The sequence below is a fragment of the Pseudomonas kitaguniensis genome, from assembly GCF_049199985.1.
Taxonomy (GTDB): domain Bacteria; phylum Pseudomonadota; class Gammaproteobacteria; order Pseudomonadales; family Pseudomonadaceae; genus Aquipseudomonas; species Aquipseudomonas kitaguniensis.
Map to the genome: position 1 here is coordinate 1 of NZ_JBLZPT010000035.1, position 19,818 is coordinate 19,818.

The 19,818-nt window shown below is 61.9% G+C and carries 12 protein-coding genes; 7 read left to right on the plus strand and 5 right to left on the minus strand.

Translation table 11 applies throughout. The features are described from left to right. Positions 1 to 208: 208 nt before the first annotated feature. A complete protein-coding gene (locus ACOZK9_RS25740) occupies positions 209 to 2,170 on the minus strand; it encodes a methyl-accepting chemotaxis protein (RefSeq protein WP_421556863.1) in 1,962 nt (653 codons plus the stop codon). Between the two features lie 71 nt (positions 2,171 to 2,241). Next, positions 2,242 to 3,894, minus strand: coding sequence for a diguanylate cyclase (locus tag ACOZK9_RS25745; protein WP_421556864.1), 1,653 nt, complete (start codon positions 3,892 to 3,894; stop codon positions 2,242 to 2,244). Between the two features lie 301 nt (positions 3,895 to 4,195). On the opposite strand from ACOZK9_RS25745, the gene ACOZK9_RS25750 reads away from it, so the two are divergent. From ACOZK9_RS25750 to ACOZK9_RS25770, 5 genes are all read left to right on the plus strand, one after another. Then, the gene (locus tag ACOZK9_RS25750) at positions 4,196 to 5,263 is read left to right on the plus strand and encodes a DUF2333 family protein (RefSeq protein WP_058414655.1); all 1,068 of its coding nucleotides are present in this window, start codon (positions 4,196 to 4,198) and stop codon (positions 5,261 to 5,263) included. Between the two features lie 2 nt (positions 5,264 to 5,265). After that, the gene (locus ACOZK9_RS25755; protein WP_058414654.1) at positions 5,266 to 5,802 is read left to right on the plus strand and encodes an NUDIX hydrolase; all 537 of its coding nucleotides are present in this window, start codon (positions 5,266 to 5,268) and stop codon (positions 5,800 to 5,802) included. Between the two features lie 181 nt (positions 5,803 to 5,983). Then, the gene (locus tag ACOZK9_RS25760) at positions 5,984 to 6,355 is read left to right on the plus strand and encodes a translation initiation factor Sui1 (RefSeq protein ID WP_122252064.1); all 372 of its coding nucleotides are present in this window, start codon (positions 5,984 to 5,986) and stop codon (positions 6,353 to 6,355) included. 143 nt (positions 6,356 to 6,498) lie between these two features. Next, positions 6,499 to 8,412, plus strand: coding sequence for an arginine decarboxylase (speA, locus tag ACOZK9_RS25765; protein ID WP_058414652.1), 1,914 nt, complete (start codon positions 6,499 to 6,501; stop codon positions 8,410 to 8,412). 75 nt (positions 8,413 to 8,487) lie between these two features. Continuing rightward, positions 8,488 to 9,381 (plus strand): alpha/beta hydrolase, encoded by an 894-nt coding sequence (locus ACOZK9_RS25770; RefSeq protein ID WP_122252066.1) that lies wholly within the window; start codon positions 8,488 to 8,490, stop codon positions 9,379 to 9,381. A 6-nt stretch (positions 9,382 to 9,387) separates the two neighbouring features. Here ACOZK9_RS25770 and ACOZK9_RS25775 read toward each other — a convergent pair whose 3' ends face one another. Continuing rightward, the gene (locus tag ACOZK9_RS25775; protein WP_421556865.1) at positions 9,388 to 9,843 is read right to left on the minus strand and encodes a baseplate J/gp47 family protein; all 456 of its coding nucleotides are present in this window, start codon (positions 9,841 to 9,843) and stop codon (positions 9,388 to 9,390) included. Between the two features lie 100 nt (positions 9,844 to 9,943). Further along, positions 9,944 to 11,299: an MATE family efflux transporter gene (locus ACOZK9_RS25780; RefSeq protein WP_421556866.1), complete on the minus strand. Its 1,356-nt coding sequence runs from the start codon at positions 11,297 to 11,299 to the stop codon at positions 9,944 to 9,946. A 289-nt stretch (positions 11,300 to 11,588) separates the two neighbouring features. Here ACOZK9_RS25780 and ACOZK9_RS25785 point away from each other — a divergent pair, with 289 nt between their 5' ends. Then, positions 11,589 to 16,487: an alpha-2-macroglobulin family protein gene (locus ACOZK9_RS25785; protein ID WP_421556867.1), complete on the plus strand. Its 4,899-nt coding sequence runs from the start codon at positions 11,589 to 11,591 to the stop codon at positions 16,485 to 16,487. A 112-nt stretch (positions 16,488 to 16,599) separates the two neighbouring features. Here ACOZK9_RS25785 and ACOZK9_RS25790 read toward each other — a convergent pair whose 3' ends face one another. Next, positions 16,600 to 16,890 carry a hypothetical protein gene (locus tag ACOZK9_RS25790; RefSeq protein WP_058414647.1) on the minus strand — a complete coding sequence of 97 codons (291 nt, stop codon included), beginning with the start codon at positions 16,888 to 16,890 and terminating at the stop codon, positions 16,600 to 16,602. Between the two features lie 203 nt (positions 16,891 to 17,093). On the opposite strand from ACOZK9_RS25790, the gene pbpC reads away from it, so the two are divergent. After that, positions 17,094 to 19,421, plus strand: coding sequence for a peptidoglycan glycosyltransferase PbpC (gene pbpC, locus ACOZK9_RS25795; protein ID WP_421556873.1), 2,328 nt, complete (start codon positions 17,094 to 17,096; stop codon positions 19,419 to 19,421). The last annotated feature ends 397 nt before the right edge of the window (positions 19,422 to 19,818 follow it).

Below are 19,818 nucleotides of genomic sequence, written 5' to 3' on the forward strand. Positions count from 1 at the left end.
GCTCCCGATGGCGGTGTGTCAGTTGAAAAATATTTATCTGACCCGCCGCCATCGGGAGCAAGCCCCCTCCCACAGAAAGCAAAAAAAGCAGATCTACTGTGTATGCAAAGCCGCCCTTGATCTGCTTCAACCACTCAGGTCGGCTTTCAGGCCGCCGTGCCTGCAGCCCTGCGCAGGTTTTTTGATAGCCCCCCGGCAAGCACCCGGCTCAGACCCGGAAGGCTTGCACCGCGGTGCTGAGCTGGCCGCCAAGCACCAGCAAGTGTTCACCCTGGCGACGGCCCTCGCCGATGCGCAGCAAATTATCCTCACCCAACTGGTGAATCCGCTCGCTGTTATCGCGTATCTCGCTGACCGCGCCACTTTGCTGGGCGGTCACATCGGCGATGCGCACCGCCGTATCGGAAATAGTCTGGATCGCCTCGACGATTTCATCCAGCGCACCGTCGGCGGCCTGGGCTTGCTGTGCGGTGGCTTCGGCGTGTTCGACTTGGGCGCGCATGCCTGCCACCGATTGGCCGGCAGCGGTTTGCAGGCTGGCAATCAGTGTCTGGATTTCGGCTGTCGCACCGGCCGTGCGTTGGGCCAGCGAGCGCACTTCATCGGCGACCACGGCAAACCCGCGCCCGGCCTCACCGGCACGCGCTGCTTCGATGGCGGCATTCAGCGCGAGCAGGTTGGTCTGGTCGGCAATCGAGCGAATCACCGTGAGTACACCGCCAATGGTGGCGGATTCTTCGGCGAGTTTTTCGATCATTTGCGCGTTGTGCTGCACTTCGCCGACCAAGGCATGCAGCCCGGTCAGGCTCAGGCCGATCACGTGTTGGCCCTGTTGCACCGCCAGGCCAGCGCTGCGACTCGCACCGGCGGCCTGGCTGGCGTCACCGGCCACTTGCTGAATGGTCGCTTCCAGCTCGCCCAGCGAGTCGCGGATCTGCGCGGTATCGCCGGCTTGGCGTTCGGCGCCGTCATGCAGGCCGCTGCTCAGCTCGGCAAGCGCGCGGCTGGTGCCGGCGACTTCTTCGGCATTGCCACGAATAGTCCCCACCAAGTCCACCAGATAAGCGCGCAGGCGGTTAAGCGAAGCTTCGATGTCGCGCAGTTCGCGGTTGGTTTTGCCCAAGGCAATCGGCTTGCTGAAGTCGCCTTCGGCCCAGGTCGACAGCGCCGGTGCAAGGTTGGTCAGCACGCGTGCGAGGCGCCGCTGCAGGGTGTCGATGAGCAGCGCGATCAGCAGGATCAGGCCGATCATTACGCCTTGCATCAGGCGTACTTCGCCCTGGATCTTGCCGTGCTGCTCGCGCACCACCGGCTCCAGGCCGGCGATAGCGTGTTGCACGGCGGCGATTTTCAAGTGGGTGCGGTCGGCCAGCGCCGTGCGCAGTTGAATTTGCTCGCGGGTACGCTTGAGTTCGCCGGGGTAGCGGGTCAGCAGGCTGTTGAGTTCGCGTTTAAGGTCGACGCCGGTGTCTTGTGCTTCAGTTTTTTCGCTGTTTTCCAGGCCCATCATGGCGGAGAAATCATCAGCGCTGGATTCCGCGCTGGCCTTCACGCCGAGCAACGGTAATTGCGCCAATACGTCGGCCTGTGTGCGCATGCTGGCGACTTCGCGCTCAACCTCATCGGCCAGTTCTGCGCGCCCGCTGCTTACCAGTTTGTCGCGCGCCAGCGACAGTTTGCCCAAGTGCTGGGCCGCAGCCAGCAGCGGCGGCAGGTAGCGTGCGGCGTCTGGGGAATTAACGCCGATAGCGTACTGGCCCAGTTGCTCCAGGTTGGCGCCGAGTTCGCGTTCGGCTTGCAGCAGCAGCGCTTGCGGGTCACCGGCCAGCTTGCCGGCGGCAAGCAAATCGGTCTTGCTGAAGGTGTCGAGGTCTACCAGGCTGGGGCGCAGGTTTTGCGCCAGTTCGGCGGGCAGTTCATCAAGGTTTTTTAACAGGCTTTCGAGGCTCTGGCCGGCACTGCTCAAGCGCAAGGCGTCGCCGCTGGCCAGGTAGTCGTCGATATTGCGCGCGGCCTGGTTCTGAAACGTCTGCGACAGGCCCAGGTAGCGTTCCATCAGCAGGTAAGGCCGCTCCAGCGCGCGTTGCGACCACCACAACGTCGCCCCAAGTGCCAAGCATACGGCCACCAGCAGAAGGGTATTCAGATTGGTCAGCAGCTTCAGGCGCATGCGTGGTTTCAACCATCAGCAAAAGATAAGTGCCTGAACTTATTGCGTTTTAGTTACAGAGTGATGACGGGCTAAGTGAATTCGGGTGAAAAGATGGCACTTTGCTTTGACGCATGTACGGCCTGGACTCGGTTACGCCCAGCGTCCTTGGCGCGGTACAACGCCTCATCCGCTTGGGCCGCCATCATCAAGCTGTCGGAACCGTCGTACAGCTCAACCAGGCCGGCGCTGAAGGTGCAACACAAATCCTGGGGCTGCGCCGGGTAGTGTATTTCGGCAAAGCGCTCACGGATTTCGTCGAGCACCTTGCAGGCCGATTCCAGGTCGGTGTCGGGCATCACGATGGCGAACTCTTCACCGCCGTAGCGGCCGATGTAGTCGGTCTTGCGCAACCGTTGCTTGAGAAACAGCGCCAGGCTTTTGATCACGCGGTCGCCCATCGGGTGGCCGTGGCTGTCATTGACCCGCTTGAAGTGGTCGATATCGAGCATGGCAAAGCTCAATGGCTTGTTTTCGCGGCGCGCGCGAAAGCTGCAGTCTTCGAGCAATTGCAGAATATGTGTGTGGTTGTACAGCCCGGTCAGGCTGTCGCGCACCATCCGCGCCTTGAGGTTGCGCGCGCGCGCGGCGCGGTTGCGCACAGTGGTGATCAGGTGGCGCGGCTTGATCGGCTTGGTGAGGAAGTCGTCGCCACCTTCGCTCATGGCATCCAGCTGTTTGTCGAGGTCGTCTTCGGCCGACAGGTAAATAATCGGCACGCTGACATAGCGGTCGTTATGGCGAATCACCTTGGCCAGTTCGGTGCCGGTACACGCGGGCATATACATGTCGAGGATGATCAGGTCCGGCTGGAAATCCGCCAGCTCGGCCATGGCCTGGATCGGCTCGATCAAGGTGCGGGTGACGATGCCGGCGCTGTTCAGCAACCGCTCGGTGTGCAGCGCCTGCGCGCGTGAGTCATCGATGATGAGCACTTTATACGGCTCGTACTGCGCGACGCAGGTGAGTACTTCGATCTTTTCCAGCAGGCTTGAGGCTTCCAGCGTGCCGGTGAGAAATTCCTGGCCGCCGGCGCGCACGGCGGCCAGGCGCGTCGGCGTGTCGGTTTCATGCAGGCTGAAAAACAGCAGCGGCAGCTTTTGTTCCAGGCCTTCCTGGGCTTGGGCGGCGAGCTTGAGGCCCAGCCCCGTGCCGCAAAAGTCCACGTCCATCACAATTGCCGACGGCAGGCGCTCGGCCATCGAGGCGTGAAACGCCGCCACGCTGTCGAGGGACTGCGCGCTCATGCCAAAGAATTCGAGTTGCTTGGCCAGGCGCTCGGCGCGGTCGTGATCGGCCAGCATCACGTAGATCGGCTTGCGCATCGGCGGCAAAAGCGTTTGCTCAAGCTGGTCGCCCTGGCGCAGACCGGTGCGGGACAAGCGCTGCATCAGGCGGTTGAGTTCGGTGATGACATGGCTGCTGAGGCGGCCACGATTTTCGTCGACCGCCTGCAGGGACTCGCCGATATGCCGCGCCAGGTGGCCATGCTCCGGCTGTTCAAAGCGCTCGGCAAAGCGCAGCAAGCGCAAATTGGCATCGCTGAGCTCGGCTAAGTCCGCGCTCGACCATTCGCTGTGTTGCAGACGCTGCCATATCTCAAGAATTTGACGTGCCTGATGAATTACCCGCTGGGCAAAATGCTGCTTGAGACGCTCACGGCTGGGGTCTTCTGACTCGGTCATATCCTGACTACTACGGTAGGGTGCATGCTGAGGTCGACTGATGGCGCTATGCTAGCACCTCTTTTCTGTTACATGAGTGTCATACGTCAATTAAGTACAAGTCTTTGGTATTCAGTTTCCGACCTCGTGGTCGCGCAGCGTAAAAAGCGTGCATCCTTTATAGTCGAACCTGCCCTGTGTGCCACTTTTGGCTAAAAGCCCCGCACCGATGGGCACGATGGGGTAGGGTTGCGGTCGGAATGTTTGAACGCACCCGGACAATTTGACGTGCATGAACTCAAGTGATTGAAAGGATAACGCCATGCTGGACTGGAAAAACCGTGCAGACAGTGCCAAAGGCCCCGCCCCTGAATCGACCTCGGCCAACCGCGGCTACTTTCGCAACCTGCTGATGAGCAAAGCCTTGCTTTGCGTGTTGGCGGTGTATTTGTTGGTCACAGGCGGCCTGGGTTGGTATTGGAGTGAAGAACCCGCGCTGTTCCCGGTCCAGCAAAATGCCCAGCTTGCCGCCGAAAAGGAAGGCAAGCAGATGGTGGTGGGCTACACCACCGTTGAAACCCTCAAAACCGTGGTTGGTACGTTGCTCAACAAGCCCGGCGGTTACATTTCCAATGACCGCTTCCCGCCAGGCCTGTGGATGGACAACATGCCGAGCTGGGAGTACGGCGTGCTGGTGCAGGTGCGTGACCTGACCCGTGCCTTGCGTAAAGACTTCGCCCGCTCACAGTCGCAGTCGGCCGAAGATGCTGACTTGGCCAAGGCCGAGCCGCGCTTCAACTTCGATAACAAGAGCTGGGTGTTGCCGTCGAGTGAGTCGGAATACCAGGAAGGTATCAATTCGCTGAATCGCTACGAGGCGCGCCTGTCTGACCCCAACCAGCGCGGCGCGCTGTTTTACGCGCGTGCCGATAACCTGAATAACTGGCTGGGCGACGTCGCTACCCGTTTGGGCTCGTTGTCGCAGCGCCTGTCGGCCAGCGTGGGCCGCGTCAAACTGAACACCACGTTGAAAACCGAAGCGCTGAAACCGGGCGAAGTGCCGCAGGTTGATGAAGAAGTGGTCGAAACCCCATGGATGCAAATCGACAACGTGTTCTACGAAGCGCGTGGCCAGGCGTGGGCCTTGTCCCACCTGCTGCGCGCCATCGAAGTCGATTTTGCCGACGTGCTGGCGAAGAAAAACGCCACCGTCAGCGTGCGCCAGATCATTCGTGAACTGGAGGCTTCGCAAGAGCCGGTGTGGAGCCCGATGATCCTGAACGGCAGCGGCTTCGGCGTTCTCGCCAACCACTCGCTGGTCATGGCCAACTATATTTCCCGGGCCAATGCCGCAGTGATCGACTTGCGTCAGCTGCTTAACCAAGGGTGATGATGGACGCTACCCAAAAGGAGGCCGCGCACCGCGCGGCCTCCGACGCTGAACTGATCTGCTGGGTCGACGAGCGCGACAACGTGCTCGGCAGCCTGGTCAGGTCCGACCTTCGCCAGCGCGGCCTGATTGGCCGCTGCACGTTTATTTTCCTGTTCAATTCGGCCGGCCTGCTCTGTGTGCATCGACGTACCTTGAGCAAAGCCATGTATCCCGGGTTCTGGGACACGGCGGCGGGCGGGATGGTCGCGCCAGGCGAGAGTTACGCCGATTCGGCAGCCCGTGAGCTGGAAGAAGAGCTTGGGGTGGGCGGCGTGGAATTGGTCGAGCATGACCATTTCTACTTTGAGGACGGTGACAGCCGGCTCTGGTGCAAATCCTACTCCGCGGTGTGGGATGGTGCCTTGCGTCTGCAGCCCGAAGAAGTCATGGAAGCGCGCTTTTTGCCGATAGAAACAGTGCTGCAGGAAGCGCAACACAAGCCTTACTGCCCGGACGCCCAAGAGGGCTTGAGGCGCTATCTGGCCTCACGTCGCTAAACTTGCATAAATTGGCGCGATTTGGCCCTTAGCAAGTTGGCTTTTTGCCGTTACACTGCGCGACTTTTCACCCGAACCACCTAGGCGGTTCGGTAGCGCTGCCCCTGCCTGAGTGGGGCTTCGCGGTCGGTAGGCGCCTTGCGGGTACCGATCAGTCTTTGTCCTCCCAAGAGGATTGCCGGTGGCCAAAAAAGCCGCATCCTTCGCCGCCCTTGGTGGCTTGGTATTTTCCACCGACGCAGGTCGACACTGCCCGGACTGTCGTCAGCCCGTGGATTCGTGCACCTGCAAACACACCCTGATCCCTGAAGGTGACGGCATTGCCCGCGTGCGACGCGAGAGCAAAGGCCGTGGCGGCAAGACGGTGACCACCATCACCGGCGCGCCCCTGGCCGAAGACGCCCTGAAGGAGCTGGCCACTGCGCTGAAAAAACGCTGTGGCACCGGTGGCGCGTTGAAAGACGGGGTTATCGAGATTCAGGGCGATCACGTCGAATTGCTGTTAGCCGAGCTGATCAAGCTGGGTTACAAGGCCAAGAAGTCCGGCGGCTGAAAGCCTCTTCCCAACCTGTGTCTAAACTCTGTCCTGCGAGCGCGGTCTTACCTTGCTTACAGGCAAATCGTCATTTTCATTCTTTAGACTGCGCCAGCCTCTACCAGAGGTGGCGCCTTCGCCTTCATATATAGGGGACTTCGATGTCCGTACGACGCACACGCAAAGACGATGGCAGCCAATGGACAGTTGCGGACAGCCGCAGTGTTTACGGGATTCGCCATTGGGGGGCCGGGTATTTCGCGATCAATGAAGCCGGTCGCGTTGAAGTCCGTCCGAACGGCCCGAACAGCACGCCCGTCGACCTGTACGAGCAAGTCGACGAGCTGCGCAAAAGCGGCCTGTCCTTGCCGTTGCTGGTGCGTTTCCCCGACATCCTGCAAGACCGCGTGCGCCAGTTGACCGGTGCGTTCGACGCCAACATCGAACGCCTCGAATACCAAAGCAAGTACACCGCGCTGTACCCGATCAAGGTGAACCAGCAAGAAGCCGTGATCGAAAACATTATCGCCACGCAAGACGTGTCGATTGGCCTGGAAGCCGGCTCCAAGCCTGAGCTGCTGGCCGTGCTGGCCCTGGCACCCAAGGGCGGCACCATCGTCTGCAACGGTTACAAGGACCGTGAGTTCATCCGCCTTGCGCTGATGGGCCAAAAGCTTGGCCACAACGTGTTCATCGTGATCGAAAAAGAATCCGAAGTAGCGCTGGTGATCGAGGAGGCCGCCAACCTCAAGGTCAAGCCTCAGGTTGGCCTGCGCGTGCGTTTGTCGTCCCTGGCGTCGAGCAAGTGGGCTGACACCGGCGGCGAAAAATCCAAGTTCGGTTTGTCGGCGGCGCAACTGTTGTCGGTGGTCGAGCGCTTTCGCGCGGCGGGCCTGGACCAGGGCATCCGCCTGCTGCACTTCCACATGGGTTCGCAAATCGCCAACCTGGCCGACTACCAGCACGGGTTCAAGGAAGCCATTCGTTACTACGGCGAACTGCGTAACCTCGGCCTGCCGGTGGACCACATCGACGTCGGCGGCGGCTTGGGCGTGGACTACGACGGTACGCACTCGCGTAACGCCAGCTCGATCAACTACGACATGGACGACTACGCCGGTGTAGTCGTGGGTATGCTCAAGGAATTCTGCGACGCGCAGAGCCTGCCGCACCCGCACATCTTCTCCGAGAGCGGCCGCTCGCTGACCGCGCACCACGCCATGCTGGTGGTGCAAGTCACCGACGTCGAAAAACATAACGACGAAATCCCGCTGATCGAGAACAAGGAAAGCCTGCCGGAAACCGTGCAATGGCTGGTCGACCTGCTGGGCCCGACCGACATTGAGATGGTCACCGAAACCTACTGGCGCGCCACGCACTACATGAGCGACGTGGCCACCCAGTACGCCGATGGCAAACTGACGCTGGCCGAAAAAGCCTTGGCCGAACAGTGCTACTTTGCAGTGTGCCGCCGTTTGCACAACTCGTTGAAAGCCCGTCAGCGCTCGCACCGCCAAGTGCTCGACGAACTCAACGACAAGCTGGCCGACAAGTACATCTGTAACTTCTCGGTATTCCAGAGCCTGCCGGACACTTGGGCCATCGGCCAGGTGCTGCCGATTTTGCCGCTGCACCGCCTCGACGAAGAGCCGATGCGCCGCGCCGTGCTGCAAGACCTGACCTGTGACTCCGACGGCAAGATCAAGCAATACGTCGACGAGCAGAGCATCGAGACCAGCTTGCCGGTGCACGGCTTGAACGAAGGTGAAGACTACTTGCTGGGGATCTTCCTGGTGGGCGCTTACCAGGAAATTCTCGGCGACATGCACAACCTGTTTGGTGACACCGACTCGGTGAACATCTACCAGCGTGAAGACGGCTCGGTGTACAGCGCCGGGATCGAGACCCACGACACCATCGAAGACATGCTGCGCTACGTGCACTTGTCGCCGGAAGAACTGATGACGCATTACCGCGACAAGTGCGCGAGCGCGAAGATCAGCGCCGGTGAGCGTACGCAGTTCCTCGACGCACTGCGCTTGGGCCTCACGCGTTCGTCTTACCTGTCGTCATAACAGTGGGGGAGGGGCTCACGGCCCCTCCCACATGTGCGTCGCTGCAAGTCCTACAGTTTTTATAGGGCCTGAATAATGTCGAAACCGCTCCTGCACGTATTCACCCTGGCGATCGCCGCGTTGCTGGCGGCCTGCTCGCCGATCAAAGTGCTCAACGCACTGACGCCCTCCAGCACCTTCACTAAAACCTCGGCCATCGCTTACGGCGATGACCCACGGCAAAAACTCGACGTTTACCGACCTGCCCCCGCCCTGGCCAATGCCCCCGTGGTGGTGTTTTTCTATGGCGGCAGTTGGAACAGCGGCGCCAGGGAAGACTACGCGTTTGTCGGCGAAGCCTTGGCATCACGCGGCATTGTGGCAGTGATCGCCGACTACCGGCTCTACCCACAAGTGCGTTACCCGGCGTTTCTTCAGGACGGCGCGCGAGCGGTGGCCTGGACGCACCAACACATTGCCGACTACGGCGCCGACCCACAGCAGATGTATGTGATGGGCCACAGCTCCGGTGCCTACAACGCATCGATGTTGGCGCTGGATGCGCGCTGGCTGAAGGCAGTGAACCTGTCGCCGTCGATGTTCAAGGGCTGGATCGGCCTGGCCGGGCCGTATGACTTCCTGCCGATTGAGAACAAGGACGTGCGGCCGGTGTTTTTCTTTCCCGACTCTCCGCCGGAGTCGCAGCCGATCAACCACGTCAGCCATGACGCACCGCCGAGCCTGTTGATCGCGTCGGTCAGCGACACACTGGTCAACCCCACGCGCAACACCGGCGGGCTGGCGAAAAAACTGCGCGAAGCGGGTGTGCCGGTTGAAACGTTTTACGTGACCAAAACCAACCACGCGACCTTGGTGGCATCCCTGGCAAAGCCGCTGCGCTGGCTGGCCCCGGTGCTGGATCGCGTCACGGCGTTTATCCACGCCACGGACCCTGGCGCTGCAAGCACCCGGCAAGCGTCCACACCGTAAACCACGCTATTTTTCGAGGCTGTGCACGATCAGGCATTGGCGTTCGCCCCCGGTGCCGGTGCCCTGCAGCGAGACGGAGTGCCAGGTGTTATCCGATGTCGCGGGAATGACGGTCAGAGGGAACCGGCTATCCATTTGCGCTCTGCCTTGGGCCGGCAGTGTTGCTCTAATGCCTTGTTGCGTGACGAACACTTGAAAATCAGTTTGATTCCAGACCTCTACGTTTGCCGAGGTCTCGGACAACGGCGGGCTTGCGGCTGGTTCCGGGTCCAGTGTGATGTTTGAAATGCTCATCTCCGGCGTGATGTGCGCTGCCGGGACGGTGAGAGGTTCGTCGATTGGTTCGGCGATGTCGTCGCTGGGTCGCTTGGATTTTCTCGCCGCGGTCGCACGCATCAGGGCTGCAATGATGACCGCGACCACGATCGCAGCGCCCATGATGAAGTAGGTAGTGGCACTCATGTTTGTTCGTCCCTGAATTGAGATAAAGGTGGGCCTGAAAAACTCAGCTTTCTTCAGGTTCTACCTTTATTCAACGCGGGTTGCGCGGCGTTGTAACCTGTCAAATCTGACAGGTCGTATCGCCGAGCCATTGATTCCTCTTGCTCAACCGCCAGGCAATTACCCACAGCGTGAGGCTGCGCAAGGCCATGAACAGCAAGAAGGTTATCCACAGGCCGTGGTTGCCCAACCCCTGCAAGGCCCAGGCGAACGGCAGCGCCAACAGTACCGTCAGCAGCATGCCGTTGCGCATTTCGCGCGCGCGGGTAGCGCCGATAAACAGGCCGTCCAGCAGGTAACTCCACACCGCAATCAATGGCAGTACCGCCAGGTAGGGCAGGTAGATGTCGGCGGTGTCGCGCACGCTGGGAATGTCGGTTTGCATCGCGATAAACAGGTGGCCGGCGAAGGTGAACAGCAGGGCGAACCCCACACTCGCGATCAACGACCACCCGCAGGCAACCACCAGCGAGCGGCGCAACGCTTGGCGATCATGCGCGCCGATGGCGTGACCGCACAGGGCCTCGACCGCGTGGGCCAGGCCGTCCAAAGCGTGGGCGGTCAGCAGCAACCCGTTGAGCAGCAGCGCATTGGCGGCCACGGTGGCATCGCCCAGGCGTGCGCCTTGCACGGTGATCATGAAAAACACGGATTGCAGTGCCAGGCTGCGGATGAAGATGTCGCGGTTCACTGCCAGCAACGGGCGCCAGCTTTGCGACAGCGCGAGCGCCGCCCAGGCGATATGGCCGGGGTAGGCCCGCAGGGCCTTTTGCGTGAGGGCCAGGCCGAGCAGGGCACCGGTCCATTCGGCGATGACCGACGCGCGTGCGGAGCCGACTACGCCCCACTCCAGCCCGAGTACGAACCACAGGTTCAAGGCGATGTTGACCAGGTTCGTGGTCAACAGAATCGCCAGCGGCGCGCGGGCGTTTTGCGTGCCCAGGAACCAGCCGACCAAGGCGTAGCTGGCTAACGCTGCGGGCAGGCCGAACAGGCGCGTGTGGAAAAACTCGCGGGTCAGTTGGTTCAGTTCGGGCGAGGGTTGCATCCATTCCAGCGCCAGGTGGCTGAGGGGGATGCCGACGGTGCCCAACACGATGGCCAGGCCGAGTGCCAGCAGCAGGCCTTGCAGCAGGATTTGCCGCAATGCCGCGCCGTCATTGCGCCCGGCGGCTTGGGCAGAGAAGCCGGTGGCGCCCATGCGCAAGAAACCCATGGCCCACGCCAGGAAGGTGTAAAGGCTGGCGCCTACGGCCACGGCGCCCAGTTGGTGCGCGTGGGGCAGATGGCCGATGACCATGCTGTCGACCAGCGCGACCAGCGGTACGGAGATGTTCGACAAGATCATCGGTGCGGCCAAGGCCCAGACGCGGCGGTGGGTGGGGCGGTGGCGCCAGTCGGTGAGCAGGGTGGGCATGCGGGCTGGCTCCTTGGGGTGCGGCATTGTAACTGGCGCTTGGAATGGGCACACCTGCGTCATCATGATCGTTGTGATCATTCACGCTCTGCGTGGGAATGCCGCCTTGGACGCTCCGCGTCCCGCTGCTGATCAGCCTAAGCTCTGCAGCGCTTGCAGGGTTTGGCCCGGCTTCAAGTTTTCGCAGAACCAAACCTCCCTCTGTCGGTCAATGTGACCAGCACCGCATCGGCCCGGCCCTGGCTGATATATAGTTCACCCCCCGGATTCTCTTACGACGAGTGCCCCCATGCTTAACAAAGGATTGTTCCTGGCCTGCGCGTTAGCGCTGCTGAGTGCCTGCGATTCCTCCGACAAACCGGCTGCCCCGCCCGCACCGGCGGCGACCACGGCAGTACCGAAACCGGCCAGCGCGGCGGTGGATGTGGCGGCGTTGAAGCAGCGCTATGCCGGGCGTGAGTTGAGCGTGGTGGACGTGTCCGAGGTGCAGTTGGACGGCGCCAGCACGTTGTCCGTGAGTTTTTCCATTCCCCTGGACCCTGATCAGAAGTTCGCCGACAAACTCCACCTGGTGGACAGCAAGACCGGCAAGGTCGACGGTGCCTGGGAGATTTCCGATAACTTGATGGAACTGCGCCTGCGCCACCTCGAGCCGCAGCGCAAACTGGTGCTGACGGTCGACGCCGGTGTAAAGGCGGTCAACGCCAACACGCTCGCCGCCGAGTACAGCGCGCGCCTGGAAACCCGAGACCTGCAAGCCACGGTCGGGTTCGCCAGCCGGGGCACCTTGCTGCCCACGCGCCTTGCTGAAGGCCTGCCGGTGATCGCGCTGAACGTCGACAAGATCGATGTCGAATTCTTCCGCATCAAGCCCGAATCGCTGCCCGCGTTTCTGGCGAAATGGGGGCGCAATACCAGCCTGCAAAGTTATGAGGCCAGCGAATTGCTGCCGATGGCCGACCTGGTCTACGGCGGCCGTTTCGACCTGAACCCTGCACGTAACACCCGCGAAACCTTGCTGCTGCCAATCGCCGGCCTCAAGCAATTGCAGCAGCCGGGCGTGTACCTGGCGGTGATGCGTGCCTCGGGCACCTACACCTATTCGCAACCGGCCACGCTGTTCACGCTGAGTGATATTGGCTTGTCGGTGCACCGCTATGCCAATCGCCTGGATGTCTTTACCCAAGCGTTGGAAGGCGGCAAGGCTCTCGATGGCGTCGACCTCGAAGTGCTGGATGCCGAGGGCCGCGTGCTCGGCCAGGGCAAGACCGAGAAGGGCGGCCACGCTGAGTTGCCATTGCCGAAAAAGGCGCAGGTGTTGTTGGCCAAGCAAGGCGAACAAACCAGCCTGCTGCGCCTCGACAGCGCCGCGCTGGATTTGGCGGAGTTCGACATTGGTGGCCAGCCGGCGCACCCGCTGCAATTTTTTGTGTTCGGCCCGCGCGACCTGTATCGCCCCGGCGAAACCGTGCTGCTCAACGCCCTGTTGCGCGATAAAGACGGCAACGCGGTCAAGCCGCAACCGGTGAGTGTTGAAGTTCGCCGCCCGGATGAACAAGTGAGCCGCAAGTTTGTGTGGGATGCCGATGCAACCGGGCTGTATCAATACCAACTGCAACTGGCCGGCGAAGCGCCGACCGGGCGCTGGCAGTTGGTGTTTGACCTGGGCGATGGCAAGCCGCAGTTGTATGAGTTCCTCGTTGAAGACTTCCTGCCCGAGCGCCTGGCGCTGGAGCTCAAGGGCAGCGACACGGCGTTGAGCCCGGCGGATAACCCGGTCATTCACGTCAACGGTCGTTACCTCTATGGTGCGCCGGCGTCGGGTAACCGGGTCAGTGGGCAAGTCTATGTGCGGCCGCTGCGTGAAGCGGTTAAGGCATTGCCGGGTTACCAGTTTGGCTCCGTCACCGAAGAGGAACTGAGCCAGGACTTTGAACTGGACGAAAGCGTGCTCGACGCCAAAGGCGAGCAAGCGCTGACCCTGGAAAGTAAATGGGCCGACGCCAAGTCGCCGTTGCAACTGATCGTGCAGGCCAGCCTGCAAGAGTCGGGCGGGCGGCCGATCACTCGGCGCCTGGTGCAACCGATCTGGCCGGCTGAGCAGTTGCCGGGCCTGCGCGGGTTGTTTGACGGCAAGGAAACCAATGGCGACGGCCCTGCGGAATTCGAAGTGCTGGTGGCCAACCAGGACGGGCAAAAACTCGCCGCGCAAGACCTCAAGGTGCGCCTGGTGCGCGAACGCCGCGACTACTACTGGAACTACTCCGACAACGACGGCTGGAGCTACCACTTCAACGAGAAATTCCTCAACCTCGATGAACAGACCCTGACTATCAAGGCCGGTGACACCGCCAAGGTCAGCTTCCAGGTGGAATGGGGCCCTTACCGCGTCGAAGTTGAAGACCCAAAAACCGGGTTGGTCAGCAGCCTGCGTTTCTGGGCAGGCTACCAGGCCCAGGACAATACCGAAGGCGGCGCTGTGCGGCCGGATCAGGTCAAGCTGGCGTTGGATAAACCGGCCTATGGCGATGGCGATACCGCCAACATTACCGTTACCCCGCCGGCTGCCGGCAAGGGCTACTTGTTGGTTGAATCCAGCGAAGGGCCGTTGTGGTGGCAGGAAATCGATGTGCCGGCCGAAGGCAAAAGCTTCGCCGTGAAGCTCGATCCAAAATGGTCGCGCCACGACCTGTACGTCAGCGCGCTGGTGATTCGCCCCGGTGAGCGCAAAACCAACATCACCCCGAAACGTGCGGTGGGCCTGCTGCACCTGCCGCTGGATCGTACCCAGCGCAAACTCGGCCTGACCCTTACCGCGCCGGAAAAAATGCGCCCCAAACAACCGTTGACGGTGAAAATCGCCGCCAAAAATGCCGATGGCAGCGTGCCCAAGCAGGTGCATGTACTGCTGGCGGCGGTGGACGTGGGCATCCTTAATATCACCGAATACCCGACGCCGGACCCGTATTCCAGCCTGTTCGGCCGCAAGGCGTATGGCGTCGACCAGTTCGATATTTATGGCCAGTTGATCGAAGCGGGTCAGGGCCGTTTGGCCAGCCTGGCGTTCGGTGGTGACGCCGCGTTGGCCAAGGGCGGCAAGCGCCCGGACACCAGTATCACCATCGTTGCCTTGCAGAGCGCTCCGGTGACTTTGAATGAGCAGGGCGAGGGCGAAGTCAGCGTCAATATCCCCGACTTCAACGGCGAGCTGCGCCTGATGGCGCAGGCCTGGAGTGATGATCGCTACGGCATGGCCGAAGGCAAGACGGTGATTGCCGCGCCGCTGATCGCAGAGCTGTCGGCGCCGCGTTTTCTGGCCGGTGGTGACCAGACGAGCCTGGCCCTGGACCTGTCCAACCTGTCGGGCAAGGCGCAGAAACTCGACGTGCAATTGACCGCCGAAGGGCAGTTGGAATTGGTTAACGGCGCTGCGCAGTCGATTGAACTGAAACAAGGCCAGCGCACCACGCTGCGTATCCCGGTGAAAGCCTGGGGCGGTTTGGGGCAGGGCAAGCTCAAGGTCACGGTGAACGGCCTCGACTTGCCGGGCGAAAACCTGCCGCCCTTCAGCCGCGAATGGACCTTGGGTGTGCGCCCAGCCTACCCGGCGCTGCTCAAGCATTACCGCGCAGTGCTAAAGGATCAGCCATGGAGCCTGCCGTCGGGCGCCTTGGATCAGTTTGATGCCTCGGGGCGTGAAGCGCTGCTGAGCCTGTCGAGCCGACCGCCGCTGAACCTTGGCGCGCAGATCAGCGCGCTCAAGGCTTACCCTTATGGCTGCCTGGAGCAGACCGCCAGCGGCCTGTACCCATCGTTGTATGCCGATGATGCGTTGCTCAAGCGCCTTGGGGTCAAGGGCGAGCCGGATGCCGAGCGCAAACGCAAGATTGAACTGGGCATCGAGCGCCTGCTGGGCATGCAACGCTACAACGGCAGCTTTGGCTTGTGGGGCGCCGATGGCGAAGAGGAATATTGGCTGACCGCTTACGTCACCGACTTCCTGTTGCGCGCGCGTGACCAGGGTTTTGCGGTGCCGCCCGACGCGCTGAAAAAAGCCAGCGAGCGCCTGCTGCGTTATGTGCAGGAACGCAACTTGATTGAGGTGGATTACAGCGAGAATGCCGACCACACCCGCTTTGCTGTGCAGGCCTACGCGGGCATGGTGCTGGCGCGCAGCCAACAAGCGCCATTGGGCGCGTTGCGCAGTATCTTCGAACGTCGCAGCGATGCGCGCTCCGGCTTGCCGTTGGTGCAGTTGTCCATCGCCCTGCAAAAAATGGGTGACCAGCCGCGCGCCGATCAAGCCTTGCTCGCCGGGTTGGCGGCGCAGCGCAATGCCAATGAATGGCTGGCCGACTACGGCAGCCCGTTGCGCGATCAGGCGATGATTCTGGCGCTGCTTGAAGAGAATGATTTGGCCAAAGGCCAGCGTGAGCAGCGCTTGTTTACGCTGTCGGACCAGTTGGCGGCCAGCCCATACCTCTCGACGCAGGAGCGCAATTCACTGTTCCTCGCCGGGCGCCTTGGGTTCTCACAGCCTGAGACTAACTGGCAGGTGGCGCTGACCGGCAGTGGCGGTGCACATGCGTTGAATAATCAACAGTCGACGTTAGCGTTGGAAGGCGCGCAACTGTCCGCTGACTTGAGCCTGAGTAATCAGAGCGAGGCGCCGGTGTATCAGCAACTGACGATCTCGGGTTATCCACAAGTGCCACCGCCAGCGGGTGGCGACAACTTGAGCATCCGCCGCGAATACCTGGGCATGAACGGCCAGCCGCTGAATCTGCGTAACGTTAACAGCGGTGACCTGGTGCTGGTGCATTTGGCGGTCAGCGCCAAGCAGCGCGTGCCGGATGCCTTGGTGGTGGACCTGTTGCCGGCAGGCCTGGAGCTGGAAAACCAGAACCTGGCGCAAAGCGCTGCCAGCCTGGAAAACGCCAGCAGCCAAGTCAAGGAATGGCGCGAGTCGATGCAGAACGCGTCGCTCAAACATCAGGAGTTCCGCGATGACCGCTACGTGGCGGCGCTGAACTTGGACGGCTACGGCACCACGCACCTGTTGTATCTGGCGCGGGCGGTGACGCCGGGCACTTACCGTGTGCCGCCGCCGCAAGTGGAGTCGATGTACCGGCCGAACTGGCAGGCGGTTGGCGAAACGCCAGCGGACTTGGTGATCAAGGGCCGCTGAAGGTGCGAGCTGGCTTGCCTGCAATAGCGGTGGGCCAGTTAGCGCAGAGGTTGACTGACCCGCCGCCATCGCGAGCAAGCCCGGCTCCCACAGGGGCCGGGGTGTTTTCGCGTTAGTGCACGACCCAACTGAGCAGCCACAGGCCGAGCATCAACCAGATGATGCCCGCGATGATCGAGGCGCGCATGAACGCGCGCACCGCCGAATACAGAAACAGCAGGCCGATGATCAAGGTGATGATGCTGATAATCGAGGTGTCCATGCCCAGCGCTCGGGACATGCCTCCTACAAAATCACCGCCGGCATTGGACAGCATGTTAAACAGCCCACTGAAGAACTCGACGATGTAATGGATGATCAAGCCAAGTGTGTGGCCCAGCCATCCGAAAAAGTCTGCTTGCATAGGTGTGTCTCGATGATTGAGTGGACAAAATTGTCAGGACCCAGCCTTTGGTCGCGACGGCGCGCGGCTAGTTCCCTGAGCATAGAGGTTTGCGGGTTTGAATTTGCGATTAGTTGTGGCTCAGCGTGGCCTGGGCTTGATTCGATTCAAGCGGTGGCTGCGCGGTGAGTGAGGTTGCGCATAAGCCGCTGTCGCGAGCCGGCGTGTTACCACGTTTATTACGCTGGGCGGTTGCGGCGGTGCTGTTGGTCGTTGCGCTGCTGTGGCTGGCTGACCGTATTTGGCCGTTGCCGTTGCCTGCGGATGATTTGGCCCGTGTGGTACTGGCTGAGGATGGCACGCCATTGTGGCGGTTTGCCGATGCCAACGGCGTGTGGCGTTACCCGGTGCAAAGCAGCGAGGTGTCGCCGTATTACCTCGACGCGTTGCTGACCTACGAAGACCGCTGGTTTTACCAGCACCCCGGCGTGAACCCGCTGGCGCTTGCGCGCGCGACCTGGCAAAACCTCACGGGCGCGCGGGTGGTGTCGGGCGGCAGCACGTTGTCGATGCAGGTGGCGCGGTTGCTCGACCCGCACTCGCGGACCTTGCACGGCAAGCTGCGCCAACTGTGGCGCACCGCGCAGTTGGAGTGGCACCTGTCCAAAGAGCAGATTCTTACGCTGTACCTGAACCGTGCGCCGTTCGGCGGTACGTTGCAGGGTGTGGCGGCGGCCAGTTGGGCGTACTTGGGCAAGTCGCCGGCACAGTTGACCCACGCCGAAGCCGCCTTGCTCGCCGTGTTGCCGCAGGCGCCGAGCCGTCTGCGCCCCGACCGCCATCCGCTGCGCGCCCAGCAAGCGCGCGACAAAGTACTGCGCCGTTTGGCTGAGTTCCAGGTATGGCCGCAATCGGCGGTCGATGAAGCACTCGAAGAACCGCTGTTGCTCGCGCCACGCCTGGAACCCAGCCTGGCGCCTTTGCTCGCGCGCCGCCTGAACCGCGCCGACAGCCCGCCGCTGATCCGCACCACGTTGGACGCCACGCTGCAACGGCGTCTTGAAGATTTGCTGCTGGGCTGGCGCGCACGTTTGCCGGAGCACACCTCCGCCGCGATTCTGGTGGTCGAGGCAGAAACCATGGCCGTGCGCGCGTACTTGGGCTCGGTGGACATCAACGACGCCAAGCGCTTTGGCCATGTGGACATGATCAGCGCGCTGCGTTCGCCGGGTTCCACCTTGAAACCGTTTCTGTATGGCATGGCCCTGGACGATGGGTTGATCCACTCCGAGTCGCTGTTACAAGACGTGCCCCGGCGCTATGGCGATTACCGGCCGGGCAACTTCTCGATGGGTTTCAGCGGCGCGGTGCCGGCGAGTACGGCGCTGTCCAGTTCGCTGAACCTGCCCGCGGTGCAGTTGCTGGAGGCCTACGGGCCAAAACGTTTTGCCGCCCAAATGCGCATCGGCGGCATGCCACTGGCGTTGCCGGCGTTGGCCGAACCGAACCTGGCGCTGATCCTCGGCGGCGCGGGTAGCCGTCTGGAAGATCTGGTGGGGGGTTACAGCGCCTTCGCCCGGGACGGCAAGAGCGCCACTATTCGATTACAGCCGGACGATGCGCTGCGCGAACGGCCGTTACTCTCGCCGGGGGCTGCCTGGATTGTACGGCGCATCCTCAGCGGCCAGGCGCGGCCTGATCGCGACGCGCGTGCCGAGCTGGTGCAGCGCCCGGCGCTGGCCTGGAAAACCGGCACCAGCTATGGCTTTCGCGATGCCTGGGCGATTGGCGTGGGGCCGCGCTATTTGATCGGCGTGTGGATCGGCCGACCAGACGGCACACCAGTGCCGGGCCAGTTCGGCCTGGCTTCGGCGGCGCCGTTGATGCTGCAAGTGCACGACGTGTTGACCAACCGCGACAGCCAGCGTGGGGTCCGCGCGCCAGTCAAACCGGTGCCTGCCAATGTGGGGGTGGCTGCGATCTGTTGGCCACTGGGCCAGCCGATGAGCCGCAGCGACCCGAATTGTCGTCGCCAGCGTTTTGCCTGGACGCTGGATAACACCACGCCGCCGACGTTGCAGGCGTTGGATCAGCCTTTGAGTGTGGGTTTGAAGGAAACGGTTTGGGTGAATGCCAAGGGCTTGCGGGTGGACGCTCAATGCCCGGGGGCTGTGGCCAAGGACATCGCGTTGTGGCCTGCGCCGTTGGAGCCTTGGTTGCCCAGGGTGGAGCGCCGTGAGGCGCGCATTCCGGCGGCTGATACCGATTGTCCGCCACCGGCGTTGGCGGCGGCGTCGCCGTTATCGATTGTTGGTGTGCGTGAAGGGGATCAGTTGCGGCTTCCCGCGGGGAGCCAGCAGGGGTTGCGGCTTAAAATTTCGGCGCTGGGGGGCAGTGGCCGGCGTTGGTGGTTCCTGAACGGGGCGCCGTTGGGGGACAGCGGTAATCAGGCGTTCATCAATGCCGGTTTTGAGCAGTTGGGGCGTTACCAACTGAGTGTGCTTGATGAGGCCGGGCAGACTGCCCGGGTTGAATTCAGTGTGGTTGAGTGAGCGGGGCGCTTCCAGGATCAAACGCGCTTTTGTGGGAGGGGGCTTGCTCCCGATGGCGGCGGGTCAGATAAATATTTTTCAACTGACACACCGCCATCGGGAGCAAGCCCCCTCCCACAGTTTGACTGCATTCTGCTTGGGGGATTGGGTCGGCTTTCGGGCCGCCTGCTTGTGATTTTGATTTTGATCTTGATCTAGAAGCGCCCCGTTAAACCACGATGGCCGAACGCAGATATTACGGAGCGGGTAAACCGGCAGGACGCCGGTTTAGCCGCGCTGGGCCAAGGATGGCCCATCGCGGCGGCCCGCTCCGTAATATCGGAGTGAGGGCATGCCGAGCCACAGCGAGGCACCGAGTGGTGGGGCAAGAGCGTTTTGGTTACTTTTGCGCTCTATC

Bases quoted from the DNA above. Each gene is read 5' to 3' on its own strand.
- ACOZK9_RS25740 (WP_421556863.1), bottom strand. From the start codon at position 2,170: ATGCGCCTGAAGCTGCTGACCAATCTGAATACCCTTCTGCTGGTGGCC.
- ACOZK9_RS25745 (WP_421556864.1), bottom strand. From the start codon at position 3,894: ATGACCGAGTCAGAAGACCCCAGCCGTGAGCGTCTCAAGCAGCATTTT.
- ACOZK9_RS25750 (WP_058414655.1), top strand. From the start codon at position 4,196: ATGCTGGACTGGAAAAACCGTGCAGACAGTGCCAAAGGCCCCGCCCCT.
- ACOZK9_RS25755 (WP_058414654.1), top strand. From the start codon at position 5,266: ATGGACGCTACCCAAAAGGAGGCCGCGCACCGCGCGGCCTCCGACGCT.
- speA (WP_058414652.1), top strand. From the start codon at position 6,499: ATGTCCGTACGACGCACACGCAAAGACGATGGCAGCCAATGGACAGTT.
- ACOZK9_RS25770 (WP_122252066.1), top strand. From the start codon at position 8,488: ATGTCGAAACCGCTCCTGCACGTATTCACCCTGGCGATCGCCGCGTTG.
- ACOZK9_RS25775 (WP_421556865.1), bottom strand. From the start codon at position 9,843: ATGAGTGCCACTACCTACTTCATCATGGGCGCTGCGATCGTGGTCGCG.
- ACOZK9_RS25780 (WP_421556866.1), bottom strand. From the start codon at position 11,299: ATGCCCACCCTGCTCACCGACTGGCGCCACCGCCCCACCCACCGCCGC.
- ACOZK9_RS25785 (WP_421556867.1), top strand. From the start codon at position 11,589: ATGCTTAACAAAGGATTGTTCCTGGCCTGCGCGTTAGCGCTGCTGAGT.
- ACOZK9_RS25790 (WP_058414647.1), bottom strand. From the start codon at position 16,890: ATGCAAGCAGACTTTTTCGGATGGCTGGGCCACACACTTGGCTTGATC.